Origin of the sequence: Acidithiobacillus sp. HP-11 (assembly GCF_015100075.1) — a bacterium.
Taxonomy (GTDB): domain Bacteria; phylum Pseudomonadota; class Gammaproteobacteria; order Acidithiobacillales; family Acidithiobacillaceae; genus Acidithiobacillus; species Acidithiobacillus thiooxidans.
In genome coordinates, this window is the sequence record NZ_JACKYY010000042.1 from 10,116 (window position 1) to 26,742 (window position 16,627).

Annotated in this window: 27 protein-coding genes and 2 tRNA genes; 15 read left to right on the forward strand and 14 right to left on the reverse strand. The window is 54.2% G+C overall.

From position 1 onward, the window contains the following. Positions 1–136 precede the first annotated feature (136 nt). Genes rsmD through H7F08_RS11955 form a run of 3 tightly spaced genes read left to right on the forward strand, consistent with a single transcriptional unit; the run spans position 137 to position 1,499 of the window. A complete protein-coding gene (gene rsmD, locus H7F08_RS11945; RefSeq protein ID WP_031569950.1) occupies positions 137–688 on the forward strand; it encodes a 16S rRNA (guanine(966)-N(2))-methyltransferase RsmD in 552 nt (183 codons plus the stop codon). A gap of 6 nt (positions 689–694) precedes the next feature. Continuing rightward, a complete protein-coding gene (coaD, locus tag H7F08_RS11950) occupies positions 695–1,219 on the forward strand; it encodes a pantetheine-phosphate adenylyltransferase (RefSeq protein WP_193640654.1) in 525 nt (174 codons plus the stop codon). A 28-nt stretch (positions 1,220–1,247) separates the two neighbouring features. Then, positions 1,248–1,499 (forward strand): YfhL family 4Fe-4S dicluster ferredoxin, encoded by a 252-nt coding sequence (locus H7F08_RS11955; RefSeq protein ID WP_010637741.1) that lies wholly within the window; start codon positions 1,248–1,250, stop codon positions 1,497–1,499. On the opposite strand, the gene H7F08_RS11960 is transcribed toward H7F08_RS11955, so the two are convergent. From H7F08_RS11960 to hemA, 5 genes are read right to left on the reverse strand one after another with little or no spacing between them, the layout of a single operon-like run. After that, complete coding sequence (locus tag H7F08_RS11960; protein WP_193640655.1) at positions 1,483–3,462, reverse strand: dynamin family protein; 1,980 nt, start codon at positions 3,460–3,462, stop codon at positions 1,483–1,485. The two genes, H7F08_RS11955 and H7F08_RS11960, sit on opposite strands and share 17 nt — an antisense overlap. A 16-nt stretch (positions 3,463–3,478) precedes the next feature. Continuing rightward, positions 3,479–4,291, reverse strand: a complete 813-nt coding sequence (gene mutM, locus H7F08_RS11965) for a bifunctional DNA-formamidopyrimidine glycosylase/DNA-(apurinic or apyrimidinic site) lyase (RefSeq protein WP_031569944.1) — start codon at positions 4,289–4,291, stop codon at positions 3,479–3,481. Beyond that, positions 4,284–5,129 (reverse strand): peptide chain release factor N(5)-glutamine methyltransferase, encoded by an 846-nt coding sequence (gene prmC / locus H7F08_RS11970; protein ID WP_024892910.1) that lies wholly within the window; start codon positions 5,127–5,129, stop codon positions 4,284–4,286. Before prmC ends, mutM begins: the two co-directional genes overlap by 8 nt. After that, on the reverse strand, positions 5,122–6,198 hold the full coding sequence (gene prfA, locus H7F08_RS11975) for a peptide chain release factor 1 (protein WP_226825957.1): 1,077 nt from the start codon (positions 6,196–6,198) through the stop codon (positions 5,122–5,124). The genes prmC and prfA overlap by 8 nt, the downstream gene beginning before the upstream one ends. Positions 6,199–6,212: 14 nt before the next feature. After that, positions 6,213–7,544, reverse strand: coding sequence for a glutamyl-tRNA reductase (hemA, locus tag H7F08_RS11980; protein ID WP_010637731.1), 1,332 nt, complete (start codon positions 7,542–7,544; stop codon positions 6,213–6,215). Positions 7,545–7,599: 55 nt separating this feature from the next. Between hemA and H7F08_RS11985 the strand changes: the two genes are divergently transcribed. The 10 genes from H7F08_RS11985 (at position 7,600) to H7F08_RS12030 (ending at position 13,199) form a co-directional block, all read left to right on the forward strand. Beyond that, entirely contained in the window at positions 7,600–9,261 is a 1,662-nt protein-coding gene (locus tag H7F08_RS11985) for a tetratricopeptide repeat protein (RefSeq protein ID WP_193640656.1), read from the forward strand. Next, positions 9,258–9,908, forward strand: a complete 651-nt coding sequence (gene lolB, locus H7F08_RS11990; protein ID WP_193640657.1) for a lipoprotein insertase outer membrane protein LolB — start codon at positions 9,258–9,260, stop codon at positions 9,906–9,908. Before H7F08_RS11985 ends, lolB begins: the two co-directional genes overlap by 4 nt. 2 nt (positions 9,909–9,910) lie before the next feature. After that, complete coding sequence (gene ispE / locus H7F08_RS11995) at positions 9,911–10,756, forward strand: 4-(cytidine 5'-diphospho)-2-C-methyl-D-erythritol kinase (RefSeq protein ID WP_193640658.1); 846 nt, start codon at positions 9,911–9,913, stop codon at positions 10,754–10,756. Positions 10,757–10,761: 5 nt separating this feature from the next. Then, positions 10,762–10,836, forward strand: a tRNA-Gln gene (locus tag H7F08_RS12000). Positions 10,837–10,883: 47 nt separating this feature from the next. Then, positions 10,884–11,831: a ribose-phosphate pyrophosphokinase gene (locus tag H7F08_RS12005; RefSeq protein ID WP_193640659.1), complete on the forward strand. Its 948-nt coding sequence runs from the start codon at positions 10,884–10,886 to the stop codon at positions 11,829–11,831. 71 nt (positions 11,832–11,902) lie between these two features. Then, positions 11,903–11,978 (forward strand) — tRNA-His (locus tag H7F08_RS12010). A gap of 115 nt (positions 11,979–12,093) precedes the next feature. Continuing rightward, entirely contained in the window at positions 12,094–12,318 is a 225-nt protein-coding gene (locus tag H7F08_RS12015; RefSeq protein ID WP_215865862.1) for a type II toxin-antitoxin system PrlF family antitoxin, read from the forward strand. Continuing rightward, complete coding sequence (locus H7F08_RS12020) at positions 12,305–12,661, forward strand: type II toxin-antitoxin system PemK/MazF family toxin (protein ID WP_193640660.1); 357 nt, start codon at positions 12,305–12,307, stop codon at positions 12,659–12,661. The genes H7F08_RS12015 and H7F08_RS12020 overlap by 14 nt, the downstream gene beginning before the upstream one ends. Before the next feature lie 32 nt (positions 12,662–12,693). Further along, complete coding sequence (locus H7F08_RS12025) at positions 12,694–13,044, forward strand: YbjQ family protein (RefSeq protein WP_193640661.1); 351 nt, start codon at positions 12,694–12,696, stop codon at positions 13,042–13,044. Further along, positions 13,044–13,199 (forward strand): hypothetical protein, encoded by a 156-nt coding sequence (locus tag H7F08_RS12030; RefSeq protein WP_193640662.1) that lies wholly within the window; start codon positions 13,044–13,046, stop codon positions 13,197–13,199. The genes H7F08_RS12025 and H7F08_RS12030 overlap by 1 nt, the downstream gene beginning before the upstream one ends. An 81-nt stretch (positions 13,200–13,280) precedes the next feature. Here the strand turns inward: H7F08_RS12030 and H7F08_RS12035 are convergent, their stop codons facing one another. The 7 genes from H7F08_RS12035 to H7F08_RS12065 all read right to left on the reverse strand — a co-directional run bounded on the left by H7F08_RS12035 (position 13,281) and on the right by H7F08_RS12065 (position 15,295). Continuing rightward, on the reverse strand, positions 13,281–13,520 hold the full coding sequence (locus H7F08_RS12035; RefSeq protein ID WP_226831524.1) for a type I restriction enzyme endonuclease domain-containing protein: 240 nt from the start codon (positions 13,518–13,520) through the stop codon (positions 13,281–13,283). Positions 13,521–13,556: 36 nt separating this feature from the next. Then, positions 13,557–13,955: a hypothetical protein gene (locus tag H7F08_RS12040; protein ID WP_193640663.1), complete on the reverse strand. Its 399-nt coding sequence runs from the start codon at positions 13,953–13,955 to the stop codon at positions 13,557–13,559. Positions 13,956–14,020: 65 nt separating this feature from the next. Beyond that, a complete protein-coding gene (locus tag H7F08_RS12045) occupies positions 14,021–14,242 on the reverse strand; it encodes a DUF4926 domain-containing protein (protein ID WP_031569927.1) in 222 nt (73 codons plus the stop codon). Positions 14,243–14,255: 13 nt separating this feature from the next. Further along, entirely contained in the window at positions 14,256–14,465 is a 210-nt protein-coding gene (locus H7F08_RS12050; protein WP_031569923.1) for a hypothetical protein, read from the reverse strand. A gap of 3 nt (positions 14,466–14,468) precedes the next feature. Then, complete coding sequence (locus H7F08_RS12055) at positions 14,469–14,615, reverse strand: hypothetical protein (protein ID WP_162175875.1); 147 nt, start codon at positions 14,613–14,615, stop codon at positions 14,469–14,471. 109 nt (positions 14,616–14,724) lie between these two features. After that, positions 14,725–15,057, reverse strand: coding sequence for a BrnA antitoxin family protein (locus H7F08_RS12060; RefSeq protein ID WP_193640664.1), 333 nt, complete (start codon positions 15,055–15,057; stop codon positions 14,725–14,727). After that, positions 15,020–15,295, reverse strand: a complete 276-nt coding sequence (locus H7F08_RS12065; RefSeq protein WP_080707742.1) for a BrnT family toxin — start codon at positions 15,293–15,295, stop codon at positions 15,020–15,022. The genes H7F08_RS12060 and H7F08_RS12065 overlap by 38 nt, the downstream gene beginning before the upstream one ends. A 44-nt stretch (positions 15,296–15,339) precedes the next feature. Between H7F08_RS12065 and H7F08_RS15530 the strand changes: the two genes are divergently transcribed. Both H7F08_RS15530 and H7F08_RS12070 read left to right on the forward strand, forming a co-directional pair. Continuing rightward, a complete protein-coding gene (locus H7F08_RS15530; protein WP_237747392.1) occupies positions 15,340–15,477 on the forward strand; it encodes a DUF6516 family protein in 138 nt (45 codons plus the stop codon). Next, positions 15,459–15,914 carry a hypothetical protein gene (locus H7F08_RS12070; RefSeq protein WP_226831517.1) on the forward strand — a complete coding sequence of 152 codons (456 nt, stop codon included), beginning with the start codon at positions 15,459–15,461 and terminating at the stop codon, positions 15,912–15,914. The genes H7F08_RS15530 and H7F08_RS12070 overlap by 19 nt, the downstream gene beginning before the upstream one ends. Positions 15,915–15,916: 2 nt before the next feature. On the opposite strand, the gene H7F08_RS12075 is transcribed toward H7F08_RS12070, so the two are convergent. Then, complete coding sequence (locus tag H7F08_RS12075; RefSeq protein WP_024892891.1) at positions 15,917–16,222, reverse strand: Lpp/OprI family alanine-zipper lipoprotein; 306 nt, start codon at positions 16,220–16,222, stop codon at positions 15,917–15,919. 259 nt (positions 16,223–16,481) lie between these two features. Next, the coding region (locus H7F08_RS12080; protein WP_193640665.1) for a transposase at positions 16,482–16,627 on the reverse strand (146 nt) is incomplete at its 5' end.

Consider the following 16,627-nt stretch of genomic DNA (forward strand, 5'->3'; position numbering starts at 1 on the left):
TTGAACCAGTTAAAAACCATTGAACGGGCAGAACCTCAGACATTATGAATAGTTGCATTATCCACCGAAGCAGCGCAGCGAACAATGCGCCCATCGCTGATGACTATCTGTCACCGGCAATTTGGGGTAAAAATCCATGACCGTCAGCATCATTGCTGGACGGCATCGAGGTCGCCGGCTGTTGACCCCCTCAGATTCAGGCGTTCGCCCTACGCCCGGGGTAGTCCGTGAACGACTGTTTAACTGGTTGGGCGGGGTGGTTGCAGGCGCGCGGGTTCTGGACCTTTTCGCCGGAAGTGGCGCTTTGGGGCTGGAAGCCTGGTCAAGAGATGCCAAGGAAGTGGTTTTTGTCGAAAAAAATCCCCGGCATCGCGCCCTGTTGTTACAGAATCTCAAGGCTTGTGGGATTCCGGAAAGCCAGCTTGCCGGCAAGAATGCTCTGCACTATCTACAGCAGAATGCGCCTTCCTTTGATATAGTGTTTGCTGATCCGCCCTTTGATCAGGGCTGGCCGCAGCGTCTGGCGTCTTGTTTTGCTGCCTGCGCAACATCGGAAAAACCCTGCTGGCTTTACCTGGAAAGCTCGGCTGCGGAACAATGGCAGGCCGCAGATATTCCTCAAGGTTGGCAGTCTTATCGCCACGGACATTGTGGTGATGCTTTTTACACCCTGTTTAGCAAGCAGTAGGAGCACATGCGCACAAAACCTCAGCCCAGACGGATTATATATCCCGGCACTTTTGATCCAATCACCCATGGGCATGAAGACCTGGTCCGCCGCGCTGCCCAGCTTTTTGACGAGGTCGTGGTGGCCATCGCCTCGGAAACTCCCAAAAATCCCATATTTCCTCTAACTGAAAGAGTCGCCCTGGCCACGGAAACCCTCACAGGCATTCCGGGAGTCCGGGTACGCGCTTTTTCCGGATTATTGATCCACCTCTTGCAGGAAGAAAAAACCCATCTGATTTTGCGCGGGTTGCGCGCCATTTCTGATTTTGAGCATGAATTTCAATTGGCCTCCATCAATCGCCGCATGGATGCGCAAATTGAGACCCTGTTTTTGATGACTTCTGATCAGCATACTTTTCTTTCCTCCAGCCTGGTTCGGGAAATCAGTCGCCTGGGCGGAGATGTCAGCGCTTTTGTCCATCCTGCGGTAGCCAGCGCCCTGAAAAGACATTTTCTTAACGGAGTGGACCTAGACCATTCAGAAAAGTAGAATATGCTATTGATCCAAGGAGAAATAAATGTCTCTGCTTATTGATGACAACTGCATCAACTGTGATGTCTGTGAACCCGAATGTCCCAACAGCGCCATCAGCATGGGGCCGAATATCTATGTCATTGACCCCAATCTCTGCACCGAGTGCGTTGGCCATTACGACACGCCCCAGTGCATGGAAGTCTGTCCGGTGGATTGTATCAGCAAAGATCCTGACCATGCAGAATCTGCTGAACAACTGCAAAGCAAATTCCGGCAACTTACCGGACAGGCCTGAAAGGCGCTCGCAGCAGACTCAGGAGTGGAGCGGATTGGCGATCAAGCCGGTCACTCTGCTCCTGAATCTCGGCAAGACTCTGTTCCAGCTGCTGTACTCTGGTATCAATATTACCCATAGTCGTGGCAATACTTTGTAGTGAATTCAGCTCTTCCTCGGCATTTTGATGAAATAGCTGGAGTTGCTGGTTCATGACGGCCATGATTTCATCCACCCAGTTTTCCGCCTCCCGACGGGTTTCGACGACAAAATCCCGGGTACGACCCGCTACCGTCAAAAATGCCTTGCGCACCACGCTACTTTGGGTGTTTACCGCAATTTCCAGCATCATTCCAAAACGCTCGTAGCTTTCAGACATATCCATCAATTCCGCACGTCTGGGCATCATGGCGTAGGGCACGGCCCGCAAGGGGGGCAGGCGGTAACGCTTCTGCAAGGCCTGATATTCTTCCGCGACCATGGCGGACACTTGTTGTGCGCCCTCCAGTGCCCGATCAAAGTGGGCGATGGCTTCACTGAAAAACTGCCGGAAACGCTCGACAATTCCTGCAGTTGTCCAGGCTGAGAGCATTTCCGCCTTGGCATTGCTGATCACCAGATCAAAGGTATTGGGAGCCAGAGGAATCAGCAACAACTCTTCCACTGCCTGGCGAAACCGGGCTTTTTTCTCTTCAAAAGCCTGTCGATCCTGCTCAAAATTTTTGAGCAGGATTTGATGCTGTGCAACCAGTTTGGGGATTTTTTCAGCCGTACGGTCCTTGAGACTTTGTACGCTATCCATTTGGGCTAAAAGACGATGGCGCTGATCCTGCAACATATTTTTTTGATCCAGCACCGCCCGCTCTATGAGCATTCGGCATTTTTCCTTGATGGTTTCATGACGCGCTGGCAAAAGTACTTCCGCTATGGAGCGCTCCAGCGCGGCCAAGCCACTGCGCTCCAGCAGCTCCGCATCCTGACGGATTCGGGCAACCAGGCCTTTTTGACCGGAAACCGGAATGACCTGATCAGGGCTGATACGTAAGCGGGTTGCCGTATTAGCCACCTGCTGGGTAATTTCCTGTTGAATATCATCCTCTTCCCGCAATTCGTCCCAAAGGGTGTCAATTTTATTCAAGAGTACAATTTGCTTTTGATGGGCATTGCGCATCAGGTATTGGTCCCAGATCATCAGATCACTTTGCGTTACTCCGGTGTCTGCACCCAGCAGAAATACAATAGCGTCCGCATCTGCCAGCATGCTGAAGGTCAGTTCCGGCTCGGCACCAATGGCATTGAGGCCCGGGGTATCCAGCACTGTCAAGCCTGCATCCAATACCGGGTGTGCCAGATATAATATGGCGTGCCGCCAGCGCGGAATCAGCACCTTACCCAATCCGCAAGAGGGGCATACCGTGCGTTCGCGATTTTTGGGGGTGCGGTTCAGCGGCGGGCAAAGACCAATACGCCGGGCATCTTCTACGGCCACACAAACCGTTTCCGTCAAGTGCGCTAATGACTCGGATCGCTCCTTTTTGTCTGCCACAGACAAGGGGAACTTGCGCCAGGCGCTTCCCGCCTTTTTGAGTTTTTCAATACTGACATCGAGGCTGCGGCTGGCGATGGGCAGCAGCTGCAGACCGGGACGTCCTTGCGGCGCACCGCGAATTTCCACGGGACACATGGTGGTCTGCCCGGAGCTGGAAGGCAGAAGTCTCTGGCCCATATCCGAAAAAAACAAGGCATTGATCAGTTCGGTTTTACCCCGGGAAAACTCCCCGACAAAAGCAATGCGCAGACTGTCCTGCTCTGTATCATAAGCCAGGGTTTCCAGCTGCAGCATGGTTCCGCTGGGCAGCAGGCCGAGGTCGGCAGTGAGTGCTGCCATTTCGTGCAGACCACTAACCAGATCCTGGCGCCAGCGGTTCAATGCAGACAGGCCCTCCAAAATCGGTGACCGGGTAATCGACTGCTCAATGCTCATGGGTACTCCCGACAGGTCAGTGCTGACAATGGGAACAATAAGTGGTCGCCCGCCCGCCGATGCGTATTCCCTGCAAAGCTTTTCCGCAGCGGATACAGGCTTGTCCTTCTCGTCCGTATACCGCCAGAGATAGTCGAAAATATCCATTTCTGCCATCTGGTCGGGTAAAGTCGCGCAGAGTCGTCCCCCCCTGCTGAATAGCAGCTTCCAGCACGACACGCACGGCTGCGGCCAGGAGGGTGTAGCGGGCCAGAGAGATGCGTCCGGCCGGGCGACGCGGATCAATGCCTGCGGCAAAAAGGGCCTCATTGGCGTAAATATTTCCCACACCCACCACTTGATGCGCATCCATCAGAAAGGCTTTTACCGGAATCTGGCGCTGACGACTCTGAGCATGGAGATAGGCTCCGGAAAAATCCTCGCCCAGAGGTTCGGGACCAAGGCGGGCAATCAATGGGTGCGTATCCGCTTCTTTCAGCCAGCAAAGTACGCCAAAACGGCGGGGATCATGGAAACGCAAACACGTATCCTGAGCAAAAAGCAGGTCCACATGATCATGCTTCTCCACCGGAGTGTCCTGCGGGAGTACCCGCAAGTGTCCACTCATCCCCAAATGAATCAGAATGCTGCCCCGTTGCAGATCCAGCAGCAGATATTTGCCGCGCCGTCTTATTTGCTCCAGTTTCTGACCGGCAACCTGCGCGCTCAAGTCCGCATTCACAGCCAGGCGCAAACGTGATTCACGCACGATCGCGCCCTGCAGATTTTTTCCCAAAAGATGCGGACTGATTCCCAGACGGGTCACTTCCACTTCCGGTAATTCAGGCATGATCAGGACTCCTGGCACTACTTACACGTTCTCTGCCCGCCAGATCACAATGCGTCTGTACCTGCTGAAAACCATGGTCATGCAGGAGTGTGTGCACTGCAGCAGCTTGCTCGCAACCATGCTCCAGCAAAATACGTCCCCCCGGGCGCAAGCGCGAACGGGCACCGATAATAATAGGTTCCAGACATTCCAGACCCGTTGCACCAGCCACCAGCGCAGTCCTGGGCTCATGCTGTAAGTCCGGCAGATGGGGGTCATTACTGGCGAGATAAGGCGGGTTGGAAATAATTTGATCAAAACGCAGGTTCGGATCCAGGGGAGTATACCAATCACCTTGCAACCACTGGATGTTTTTCACCCCGATTCGATCCCCATTCAGCCGGGCGATAGCCAAGGCTTCCGGGCTTTGCTCCACAGCAAAAACGCTGGCTTGCGGCCGTTCACGGGCCAGCACCAGGGCCAGTGCTCCGGACCCTGTGCCCAGATCAAGCAGTTGCAGGTCATCCTCTACCTGACTCTCCATAAGCGCCAGACTGACCAGTAATTCACTATCGGAACGAGGAATTAATACTGCAGCAGTGACTGTCAGATCCAGTCCATAAAAGGACCATTCACCCAGACAGTAAGCCAGAGGCACACCGCTGAGTCGCTGGTCCAGAAGTGTCTGTAATTGTGCTCTTTCAGTGGGAGTCAAAACCTTTTGCGGGTTTATCAAAAGTTCCGTGGAACGGAGACCGAGACCATGGGTCATCAACCAGCGCGCTTCCTGGGCAGGCTGGTCACTGACTGCCGCCAACTGCGCACCCAGATGGCGCTGCCAGTCCTGAAGACTAATCATCACCCAGATTTTGCAGCAAATCGGCCTGATATTCCTTGATCAACGGCTCAATGACGGCATCCAGATCTCCCGCCAGAATAGCTTCCAGCCGGTACAGGGTCAGATTGATCCGATGATCCGTCAGGCGTCCTTGCGGAAAATTATAAGTACGAATGCGTTCGGAGCGATCGCCGGAACCAATCAAAAGCCGCCGGGTTTGTGCAGCACTGCTCTGCTGTTTTTCCTGCTCTGTTTCCAGCAGTCGGGCCTGTAACAAGGCCATCGCCTTGGCGCGGTTTTTGTGCTGTGAGCGATCTTCCTGACAGGCTACCACCAGACCCGAAGGAATATGGGTAATCCGGATAGCCGAATCGGTCTTGTTGATGTGCTGACCACCGGCGCCACTGGCTCGAAAGGTATCAATTCGCAGATCCGCAGGATTGATATTGATCTCGCTGACCGTATCCACCTCCGGCAATACCGCCACCGTACAGGCGGAGGTATGGATACGCCCCTGGGCTTCAGTTTCAGGGACGCGCTGAACCCGATGGCCGCCCGATTCAAACTTGAGTCGGGAATAAGCACCGCGCCCGCTGATTTCCAGCACGGCCTCCTTGTAGCCGCCCCGCTCCGACTCCGATGCGGACAACAACAGCACTGTAAAACCCTGACTCTCGGCATAACGGGTATACATGCGCACCAGGTCGCCGGCAAACAGAGCGGCTTCTTCTCCCCCGGTCCCCGCACGTACTTCCACGAAAACGTTGCGCTCATCATTGGGGTCTTTGGGCAACAAGCGCAAGCGCAAGGACTCTTCCAGTTCCTCCAGATCTTTATTGGCGCTCGCCAGCTCGTCATGGGCCATTTCCCGCAAATCGGGATCGCGCTCTTCAAGCAGCATTTTTTCCGCCTCGTCATGATCGCGTTGGCGCTGTTCGTGACGGCGTAACAAATCCAGTATGGGACTGATTTCACCCAACTCCCTGGAAAGGCTCTGAAAGCGCTGGGTATCATTGACCAACTCAGGGCTGGTCAACATCTGGCTCAGCTCTTCAAAGCGAAAGGCCAACTGTTCCAGCTGGCCCTGCAAACGCGGACTGAGGCTCATCCTTCAGCATCACTGAGATGAAAAAGAATGTCCAACGCCGCGACCAGACTCTCATTGGTGGCTTCCTGGCAGGGCTGGCGCAAGGTCGCAATGGGATCATGTAGCACTTTATTGATCAGGGCCTTGGAAAAAGCATCCAGAACCGCGTGCGGATCCTGGCCCTGATCCAGATAATGCTGAAAACGCCGCACTTCATCCTGACGCCGTTCTTCCACGTGATCGCGCAGGCGGCGGATAGCGGGCACCACATCCAGACTTTCGCGCCACTGCTGGAATTGGCCCACTTCATCGGCAATGATCAACTCGGCAGCTGCAGCGGCTTCACGTCGCGCCCGCATTCCTGCCTGGGCAATATCATTCAGATCGTCCAGCGTGTACAAATAACACTGCTCAATGCTTTCCACTTCGGGGGCAATATCCCGGGGTACGGCCAGATCCACCAGCATCAGATCACCACGTTCGCGCTGCGCCATGACGGCAGACACCGCCTCACGGCTGACAATGGGCTGGGTGCTGGCCGTGCAGCTCACCACCACATCAGCGTCATGCAGAAGACTGGGGATCATTTCCAGGGTATGGGCATTCCCCGCAAACTTTGCGGCCAGTTGCTCACCACGTTCGGAGCTGCGATTGGCCACAGCAAAAGTGCTTACGCCGTGCTCCCGCAAATGGGTAGCCACCAGTTCTATGGTATCTCCAGCCCCGATCAGTAATACCGAGCGACCTTCCAGACCCCCGAGCAACTGTTTGGCCAGACTGACCGCTGCATAGGCCACGCTCACCGGGGCAGAGCCAATGGCGGTTTCCGAACGCACCCGTTTGGCAACCCGAAACGTCCAGTGCAGCAGGCGATTCAAGACTGGACCGGCTGCACCACTGTCGGCAGCTGCCTGATAGGCATCTTTCACCTGTCCCAAAATCTGGGGTTCACCAATAATCATGGAATCGAGGCCGCAGGCTACCCGAAACAGATGGCGGACAGCCTCTGCGTCGCTGGAGTAATAAATGTGTCCATCCAGAGAACGGGGATCAATCTGATGAAACGCACAGAGCCAGTTCTGCAAGGCCTGACGATTCGACCCATGACCGCCATGCACGTAAATTTCGGTGCGGTTGCAGGTAGATACAATCAGAGCTTCCTTGACGAGTCCCTGATCAAGCAGATCGCGGTAAGCCGCAGCCAGCGATTCCGGAGAAAAGGCGACCTTTTCCCGAACCGCAATCGGGGCAGTATGATGACTTAGACCAAAGCAGAAAATAGCAGCGACCGTCCCTGCAGAGCGACGATGGAGGGGCTGAATTGTCGCTGACCGCGCACAGGATTGCAAGCCGCTGCGCCAGCAGTTATTGTGCTCGCTGAATGATCAATCCGGAGCAGATGGTATGAGAAGCAAGCTGAGCGGCATGGTGGCAGGAATACTGCTCAGCCTTATCGCTGGGAATGCTGTGGCCGATACCAAGCCTGCCGGGATGACTGGAGAACAGTTGTATTACCTCCTGGTTGCCGAATTTGCGACCTTGCAGCAGGAGCCAAAGCTCGCCATACCGGCATGGGCGGAAGCAGCCAAACTGGCACCCGAGGCAAATGTTCTGGAGCGCGCCACCCAGGCTACCGCCCGCTTCGGGGATTTTGATGACGCCCTGACCCTGGCCAGAAAATGGCGGAAACTGGCACCCGATAGCGCCAGGGCCGACCAGTTTGAGGCAGCACTGCTGCTGACCAAAGGTCAAGAACAGCAAGCCATCAACCTGCTCCAGGCAACTCTGGCGCGTTTTCCGGATGATCCCAAAATCACCCTGCAACTCTCGGAATTACTGATTGCCCACGGCCAAAGTGGCGAAGCGAAGCGACTATTAACTGCTTTGGCCAGCAAAAATCCAAACTCTGCCAGTGCTTATTACACCTTGGGTCGGATTGATCTGATCGAGAACCATCCCGATCATGCTATCACCTGGCTGGAAAAAGCGCTCAGCCTGCGACCTGACTGGCAGGAAGCTGCCATTCAACTGGCCGAGGCCCTGCAAACCACCCAAGGGCCGACCGTGGCCCTGCACAGTATTCAGTCTTTTACAGCGCATCATCCAGACGCGACAAAAGCCCACCAGTACTTGGCCGCGCTTTATCTGAAAATGGGGGGCACGACCCAGGCCTACCGGATTTATCAGGGAATGGCGCGGCAACACCCGGATAATCCTGAAATCGCCTTGTCCTTAGGGATCATGGACATTGAACGCCACAACTGGCCTGCAGCCCAAAGTAATCTGCAGCGCGCCCGTGATCTCGCGCCCCAATCCCCCGCACCCATTTACTATTTGGGCCGATTGTATGAAGCCCAGGGTCACTGGGCGGAGTCTCTGCAATGGTACCAGCGCATTCACTCCGGCCCCCTGTATGCAGAAGTGGAGCTGCACAGTGCACGCGTGGAGTATCAGCTGGGTGACCATAAAAAAGCCCTGACCCGTCTGCAAACTCTGGCAACCGCTCACCCCAAAGAGGCGCAGATTCCCCTGCTCCAGGCCGATTTGTTACAAGGCAGCGGCCACCTGCAGCAGGCCCTGCAAATACTTCAGCAAGCTCTCGAACGTCTTCCGGAAAATGCGGAGCTCTGGTATGCTCAAGGTGCCGTCCAGGAACAACTCCATGATTTTCCAGCCATGGAGAAATCCATGCATCAGGTCATTCAGCTCGCCCCTGATAATGCCCAGGCCTATAATTTTCTGGGCTACAGCCTTGTGGAAAGGAATCAGAACCTCTCCGAAGCCAGCACGCTATTACACCAAGCGATTGAACTAGAACCCGAAAACCCGGAGATTCTGGACAGTATCGGCTGGCTCCATCATCGTCAGGGCGACAACCAGAAAGCCCTGGAATACTTGCAAAAAGCCCACCAGGCCCTTCCTGATGATCCCGAACTCAGCATGCATCTGGGACGTATCCTCTGGGCTCTCGGCAAACATCAGGAAGCCCGTAACGTCTGGCAACAGGCGCTGGATAAAAATCCCAACGATATCCCTCTCCGCCAGGAACTGACCCGCCAGCCATGAGACCTTCTTTCCTTACAAATTTCCTCTTTGCGGTGTTGAACCGGGCTCTGCAAATCGGTGCCTGGGCCATTCTCGCCTTGACGCTCTCGGCCTGCGCGACCATTTCCCCCGTAGCCCCCAGCCATACCAACATTCTCCCCACAGCGGAGCGTAATCAGGTGATTTCCAGCCTGAAATACTGGCGTGCCAGTGGCGAAGCCGTCCTCAGCACACCCAAACAGAATGAAAACTTTGGCTTTCGCTGGAAACAGTCGCCCCGGCTGCAGGAACTTTCCATTTATGACCCTCTGGGCAGAACCGTGGCACGCATCACGGTAGAGGCTTCCGGTGCTCATCTGGAAACCATCACCGGAGAACATCGGCAAGCTCGTAATCTGTCCACGCTACTGAGCATGGTCCTGCATGTCGAACTGCCGGCTGCGGAGCTGCCGGACTGGATGCTCGGCTTGCGCGGTAACACCAGCACCATCAGCAACAACGCTTTAGGATTGCCGAACATTCTCCGCAGCGGCCCCTGGCAGGTCCACTATTTGCAATATACCCCCGTCGGCGGACTGACTATGCCCAAATTATTGCAGGCAAATGGTCCGGATGGCATTGCCCTGCGTATGGCCATTACTCAGTGGCAAATGGGTCAAGCAGAATAAACATGAGCATTTCCTACCCTGCCCCGGCAAAACTGAACCTGATGCTCCGGGTCGTCGGACAACGGCCCGACGGCTACCATGAACTGCAGACCGTTTTTCAATTTATTGATTTTGCCGATCAGCTACAATTCAGTTCGCGACCCGCCGGCCAATTCTCCCGAAGTGGCGGAGCCGCAACCGTCGCTGAGGCAGATGATCTTGCCATCCGTGCGGCGCGCCTGCTGATGGAAAGCGCAGGCATCCGGGAAGGCGTCCATATTCACATCGACAAGGTTCTGCCGCTGGGCGGCGGGATTGGCGGAGGCTCCTCGGATGCCGCCAGCACCCTGATCGTTCTCAACCGCCTCTGGCGAAGCGGCTTTACCCGTCAGGAGCTGATGGCACTCGGCACCCAACTGGGTGCGGATGTTCCGGTGTTCATTTTTGGACAGAGCGCCTGGGCAGAAGGGATCGGTGAACAGCTATCCGCCCTGAATGAGGTCCCCGAATCCCATTATGTACTCGTACATCCCGGTATTGCTGTCAGCACCCGGGAAATTTTTACCGCTCCAGAATTGACACGACAGCACCCGCCCAGCACAATAGGCGCGTTTCTCGGCGGGGTCATGGAAAACACCCTGCAAAGCACAGTATGTGCACGCTACCCGGAGGTCGAATCCGCAATCCAATGGCTGAAAAGTCATGGATTGCGCGATGTTCGTTTAACGGGGAGCGGTGCCTGTGTTTTCGGGGTTGCAGAAGATGCAAGTAGCGCCCGGATCATCGCTGGACAAGTACCTTTGCCATGGCGATCCTGGGCGGTCAAAGGATGTAATCGGCATCCCCTATTTGATCCTGCCGAGCAATGAGTTATTGGGGCGTAGCCAAGCGGTAAGGCACCGGATTTTGATTCCGGCATTCCCAGGTTCGATCCCTGGCGCCCCAGCCAATTGTCCTCGGACTGTTTTGCCACCTGCACAGAGAGAATGACATCACATGGCCCACGGCAATCTTATGGTGTTCAGTGGAAACGCCAATCCTATTCTTGCTGCGCAAGTAGCCCGTTTTCTGCAAATTCCCCTGGGGCGCGCCGAGGTCAGCTCTTTCAGCGACGGCGAAGTGTTTGTCGAAATCCTCGAAAACGTCCGGGGGCGCGACGTATTTGTCCTCCAGCCCACCTGCGCACCGACCAATGATCATCTCATGGAATTACTGACCATGATTGACGCCCTGAAACGCGCCTCGGCCAACCGGATTACTGCCGCCATGCCTTATTTTGGTTATGCGCGCCAGGACCGGAAATCCCGCTCGCGCACGGCCATTACGGCCAAGCTGGTGGCGGACCTCATCACCAGCGCCGGGGCCAATCGGGTTTTGACCATGGATCTGCATGCAGATCAAATTCAGGGGTTTTTTGATGTTCCAGTGGATAATATTTACGCCTCCCCCATTTTACTGGGTGACATCTGGCGGAAAAGCTACCCGGAACTCATTGTCGTTTCTCCTGACGTAGGGGGTGTAGTTCGTGCCCGCGCCATTGCCAAACGGCTGGAAGTGGATCTGGCCATTATCGATAAACGCCGTCCCCGCCCCAATGAATCCGTGGTCATGAACATTATTGGTGACGTCGAAGGACGCACCTGCGTATTGGTAGATGATATGGTAGATACCGCCAATACCCTTTGTGAGGCTGCTCATGCCCTCAAAGCCCAAGGGGCAGTCAAGGTCTGCGCCTATTGTACTCACCCTGTCCTCTCCGGACCGGCCATGGAACGGATAGCGCGCTCCGAACTGGATGAACTGGTGGTTACGGATACCATTCCGCTCCGTAAAGAAGCGCAGGAAAGCCCGAAAATTCGCGTACTGTCGGTCGCCGAACTCATGGCCGAAACCATTCGTCGCATTGCTGAAGAAGACTCTGTCAGCTCATTATTCATGGACTAAGGATTAACTCCTGCCTGTCGCCGCCTTGCGGCCAAACTTTGCCCGTTGTATCATGCGCTCTCTCCAATATGGTGGCTGTAGCTCAGTCGGTAGAGTCCCGGATTGTGATTCCGGTTGTCGCGGGTTCGAGCCCCGTCAGCCACCCCATATAATACAAACAGTTAGCGATGTTTGCTAAGTGATTTTCTGCGTCTTAGTTTTTATCAAGGCTTGCAGATAGCAAGGAATATCCTTACCATAAGTCGTCTCGGAACCCGCAGGCATGAGCGCCATGATTACCAGCAAATTGACCAGCAAAGCCCAAACTACCATTCCGCAGCCGGTGCGTGTTGCATTGCGTCTTCGTGAGGGGGATGCGATCGCCTACCGCATTGAGGATGACCGGGTCATTCTGAGTAAAGCGACTCAAGAAGCTGAGGAAGACCCCTTCGTGCTATTTTCCGAATGGGACAGTGAAGCAGATCGACGGGCCTATGGGCAGTTGTGAAGTTTGGGATGTTGTAAGGCTACCGTTCCCCTATACCAACCGACCTGTTCATCAGTATCGCCCCGCCCTGGTCCTTGCAATCAATAACGGCATAGGGGCTCCACGTCTGCTGTGGGTGCTTATGATCACCAGCGCGGAAAACAAAGGGTGGCCCGGAGATGTTGAGATTGCCGATCTCGCAGGTGTCGGCCTGACAGCGGCGTCGGTGGTGCGCACAGCAAAAATCGCCACTGTAGAGATGGACATGGCGGAACGCATAGGCCGTCTGGCCATGCCGGATCGCCGGCGTGTCATTGATGCAGTCCGGGACCGCCTTGTCGTGGCGGGGATTTGTAATGACTAAGGGTGCTGGACCTGTGATGAACGATGAAGGGGATGGTGGTGGAAAATAATATCCTGATACTCACCATCAACGACTGCCCCGGTATGCGGGTGGTTCGGGTCCTTGGGCCGGTCTATGGTACGGGTGTCCGGTCCCGCAATATCGTTGGTAATCTTCTGGGCGGTATCCGTGCCGTTTTTGGCGGAAAACAGTCTGGCTACTTAAAAATGATTGCCCAGACCCGCGATGATGCGCTGGAACAACTGGCCGAGCATGCCCGTTCTATTGGGGCCAATGCGGTATTGGGGATGCGCTTTGATTCCGGTGAGTTTGATGCCGGACAGGGGCAGGCCATGAATGAGGTCACGGCCTATGGAACAGCGGTGGTGGTGGAAGCAGTATAATGCCGGTGGAATTATTCCCTATTGTGCCGCTACTGGCAGGACTGGATGCCAAACAGCGAGAAACTTCTTTGAGTGTGGGGGCTTCTGTGCACCATCCCGAAGTCTGTGCCATGCTGTATGGGACCTGCACGGTGCCGTCTGGTGTATCCGCCTGAACGGACCGGGTTTGCCGGTCTTTCAGGATGACTGGTTCCAAAGTTACGCCAAGATTGCCGTGCTGGTATAACGGGCTTTGGTTATGCCACCAACCCCTCAGCCTGTTCAATAACCATATTCACCGCCCCTTCCTGCATATCGGGCGGATAACCATGTTTCCGTAAAACCCGTTTCACCATGCGCCGTAGATGCGCCCGTGCCTGTTCACGGATGGACCAGTCGATGCGGGTGTTCTGGCGCACGGTATCGGCTACTTCCTTGGCAATCATTTTCAGGGCTTCGTCGCCCATGGCCTGTACGGCAGAATCATTGGTCGCCAGTGCGCCCTGTTTTTAATGCATCAGTGATCTACGTCTTCATTTTTTACTATTGCACATGTCGCAAAGCACAGTCTTCCAACGGCGTTCCACGCGAATTTCGCCCGGGTTCCCGCATTGTTCACAGGTGTGAGTAGCCTGTTCGTTATGTGCGTTGATGATCTGGTTCAGTTCATCGTTCTGCAGCGTTGTATTGCAGCGCAACAGACAGTAATCCGTTTTGATCTGGGTGATCCGCAAGAAATCGTCAATCTCATGGTGTTCTGCGTAGATCGCGATTTGATCAATCATGTGCCCAACGATGGGAAACCAGCCTTGATAGACCTCTATTCCATATCGATTAATAGCGTAGTCCTCATTTTCCGGTTCAGGGAACAGGTTCGGATACTTTGATCGCATGGACTCGGTGAAAGCCCTTTGGGTTTCTGCAAGTTTCATTGACTATGCCCCACAACAAACACAGATTTATCTTCTGCCCTTACCCTTGAAAAAACCAAACTTCATCACACCACCCTCACATGCGGCACATCCCTTGCGGAAATAGGCCGAATTTCATCTTCTGCCAAGGTCAGTACCCCCAATGGATCACCGGCCAAAGTGGTAAACTCAACCTCAAAGGCTTTTCCGCCTTCGTGGATGAATACCACGGTCCCTACATCACCTTTCACCAGACCTTCATGGAGTCGATCCTTCACCAGAATGACGGTATCCAGTTCGCTGATCATGGTTTCCCCCGTATTACCTGACCGGCTGCAAGTAGGCCCATGCCTCATCCTCTGAGGGTTTCAACCAGTCTTCAGCCAGCACGGATTCTGAAAGCAGCGATTCCTCGTTGGCAAGCGGCGTCAGCAAGGCCAACAAGGCACGGCACGCCGGAAGCTGCTTGCCCAACCCCACGGGATGAACCTGTCCCTGTGCATCAATTTCCACTTCAATGGTTGGTAGCAAGGCTCAATCCTCGGATTCATCATCCAGTTGAAGGTACACCACATACTCACCCTCGACATCCACGGCAATGATTTTGCCTTCCATCAGGGCATTCAATTCCTTGGGCGTTATGCGGATGCGTTCGCCACTACCCCATCGCTGCCCAAACACGGTATCCATCCAGAGGGTCTACAGCCTCGTTGACAATCGCCACCCCACGATCACGGTCTACGCTCATGATGCCCCCTTAAATGACCTCGCGGACAGACCACTAGCCGCTTTAGTCCGTATGGTGCAATTCTTCCCGAACCACTTTGCGCACGGCATCCAGCAAGGATTCCCGCTCCATGGATTCCCGCAAGGTGCGGTTGATCAGCGTCTGATACCCACGTTGCCCCGCTTTTTGGCGAAAGTAGTCGAGAATGTCCGGATCAATCAGCATATTAACCTGCTTTTTTCGTAAGCGGGCACGAAAGGCAGCTTGGCCTTTTCTGGTTTCTATGGGCTGACCGTCTTGCAGCCAGCGGCCTTCCGGGTGATCCAGTTCTTTACCGGTTAATTCCTCTGCGTCGTCTTCATCCAGCCAGACGTTCGAGGTAGATTTTGATTTCACGCTCATTACATTTCCTCATTGAAATAATCCGCCGGGTATCCCCACGTTGCGTGTACACCACTGCAACCATGCGATTTTTAAGGAATCCGATGCAAACGGTACGCGCTTCACCATAGTCCTTGCGCTTATCAGGAAACTCAAAGGTGACATCGGCAAACACTTCTACGCAATCTGCAAAGTCCAGTTCCCGATGAGCGAGGGTAGACCGCCTTTTTTCTTCATCCCAATCCAGATTCATATTGATTATTATGTTGATACCTTATTTCGTCAAGGTGAGGGGTTATTGGTTATGATAATGAGCGTGGCAAAGGCGACCATGTTCACTTTTCCGATGAGGAAACGGCTTACGCATTTATCAGTGTGGATCAATTGATTGAGGATTTTATTGCAGAGGTGGAACGATGGAAGCGCGAACACTGACCATTACCGTACAACCGGACTGGCAGGCTGCTCTACGCAGTGCGGGCAAGGCTGCTCAGTCTGAAACCTACCAGGGAGAAACCCTGAATTTTGAATCGGCGGATGTATTTCTTGGCCGACTAACGGCATTACGCTGGTCGTTACTACGCCAGATTATGCGGTTAGGGGATGTCTCCATCCGCGAGCTGGCCCGGCAGATAGGTCGAGATGTGCGCCGCGTACATGATGATGTGGTGGTACTCACGGAGCTCGGATTGATTGAGCGTCAGCCAGTGGGGGCGTACTGTGTCCTTTTGTGGATATTCATGTGGATTTGCATTTTCGCAAGGCGGGTTAATCAAGACCACACCAAACTTTCTATAGCCTCATGTAAGTACAAAAAACCAAAGGCCCCGCCGGAAACCGGCGGGGCCTTTGCACATCCAGTACGACGATAAAATTACTTCATCATCGCTTTTTTGAACATGCGCTCTACCTTCTCATTGGCTTCTTCAGCCTTCTGGTTGGCAGAATTGGCAGTGCTCATGGCCTGATCAGCCGTGCTCTGTGCGGCATTAGCCTTGCTCAAAGCGTCAGTTGCAGTGCTCTGTGCGGCATTAGCCTTGGCAAGAGCCTCGTTGGCGGTGGACTGCGCGGCATCAGCCTTGGCAGAAACCTTAGCGAGGTCAGAACTGGTAGCGCAACCGGCCAGGCCCAAGGGCAAAATCAGCGCAGTTACTTTCAAAGCTGTGGTAAACTTGCTCATAGCAGTCTCCTTTGTTGGGTTGGAAAACGAGCAGAGGGATCATAACTAAAAAAATAACTATACGCTAGTCTTAGCGTCACTATGGATACTAGTTTTTTGAATCCATCTTGCAAAAAAAGGCAGCGCAACACCACGCACAAGCCGGTACACAATCGCAACCAATTGTTTTTAATAAAATTAATTTATCTCCTTGATTTTTTCCACATTTTTTATAAAATATCGTTCCTTTTCATGATTTGAGAACAGGTTCCTCGCTGTTTTAAGTGGGTAGCTTGAGATCCAGCTTACCCAGTACGAGGTAAGCCATGTTAATAAAATTCTTGTGGGTGCGATAGCCCCGTGCCCTGGATTTGGCGGACTGGAGCAGACTGTTGAAACCTTCCAGAATTCCATTGGTGATCTGGC

What these genes read in the sequence shown, in the direction of transcription:
- lolB (WP_193640657.1), top strand. Translation starts at nt 9,258, where the DNA reads ATGAGACCTTCTTTCCTTACAAATTTCCTCTTTGCGGTGTTGAACCGG.
- prmC (WP_024892910.1), bottom strand. Translation starts at nt 5,129, where the DNA reads ATGATTAGTCTTCAGGACTGGCAGCGCCATCTGGGTGCGCAGTTGGCG.
- H7F08_RS12070 (WP_226831517.1), top strand. Translation starts at nt 15,459, where the DNA reads ATGGAAGCGCGAACACTGACCATTACCGTACAACCGGACTGGCAGGCT.
- mutM (WP_031569944.1), bottom strand. Translation starts at nt 4,291, where the DNA reads ATGCCTGAATTACCGGAAGTGGAAGTGACCCGTCTGGGAATCAGTCCG.
- H7F08_RS12075 (WP_024892891.1), bottom strand. Translation starts at nt 16,222, where the DNA reads ATGAGCAAGTTTACCACAGCTTTGAAAGTAACTGCGCTGATTTTGCCC.
- H7F08_RS11985 (WP_193640656.1), top strand. Translation starts at nt 7,600, where the DNA reads ATGAGAAGCAAGCTGAGCGGCATGGTGGCAGGAATACTGCTCAGCCTT.
- ispE (WP_193640658.1), top strand. Translation starts at nt 9,911, where the DNA reads ATGAGCATTTCCTACCCTGCCCCGGCAAAACTGAACCTGATGCTCCGG.
- H7F08_RS12065 (WP_080707742.1), bottom strand. Translation starts at nt 15,295, where the DNA reads ATGAATCTGGATTGGGATGAAGAAAAAAGGCGGTCTACCCTCGCTCAT.
- rsmD (WP_031569950.1), top strand. Translation starts at nt 137, where the DNA reads ATGACCGTCAGCATCATTGCTGGACGGCATCGAGGTCGCCGGCTGTTG.
- H7F08_RS12025 (WP_193640661.1), top strand. Translation starts at nt 12,694, where the DNA reads ATGGTGGTGGAAAATAATATCCTGATACTCACCATCAACGACTGCCCC.
- H7F08_RS11955 (WP_010637741.1), top strand. Translation starts at nt 1,248, where the DNA reads ATGTCTCTGCTTATTGATGACAACTGCATCAACTGTGATGTCTGTGAA.
- H7F08_RS12005 (WP_193640659.1), top strand. Translation starts at nt 10,884, where the DNA reads ATGGCCCACGGCAATCTTATGGTGTTCAGTGGAAACGCCAATCCTATT.
- coaD (WP_193640654.1), top strand. Translation starts at nt 695, where the DNA reads ATGCGCACAAAACCTCAGCCCAGACGGATTATATATCCCGGCACTTTT.
- H7F08_RS12045 (WP_031569927.1), bottom strand. Translation starts at nt 14,242, where the DNA reads ATGATCAGCGAACTGGATACCGTCATTCTGGTGAAGGATCGACTCCAT.
- H7F08_RS12020 (WP_193640660.1), top strand. Translation starts at nt 12,305, where the DNA reads ATGGGCAGTTGTGAAGTTTGGGATGTTGTAAGGCTACCGTTCCCCTAT.
- H7F08_RS12015 (WP_215865862.1), top strand. Translation starts at nt 12,094, where the DNA reads ATGAGCGCCATGATTACCAGCAAATTGACCAGCAAAGCCCAAACTACC.
- H7F08_RS12040 (WP_193640663.1), bottom strand. Translation starts at nt 13,955, where the DNA reads ATGAAACTTGCAGAAACCCAAAGGGCTTTCACCGAGTCCATGCGATCA.
- H7F08_RS11960 (WP_193640655.1), bottom strand. Translation starts at nt 3,462, where the DNA reads ATGAGCATTGAGCAGTCGATTACCCGGTCACCGATTTTGGAGGGCCTG.
- H7F08_RS12030 (WP_193640662.1), top strand. Translation starts at nt 13,044, where the DNA reads ATGCCGGTGGAATTATTCCCTATTGTGCCGCTACTGGCAGGACTGGAT.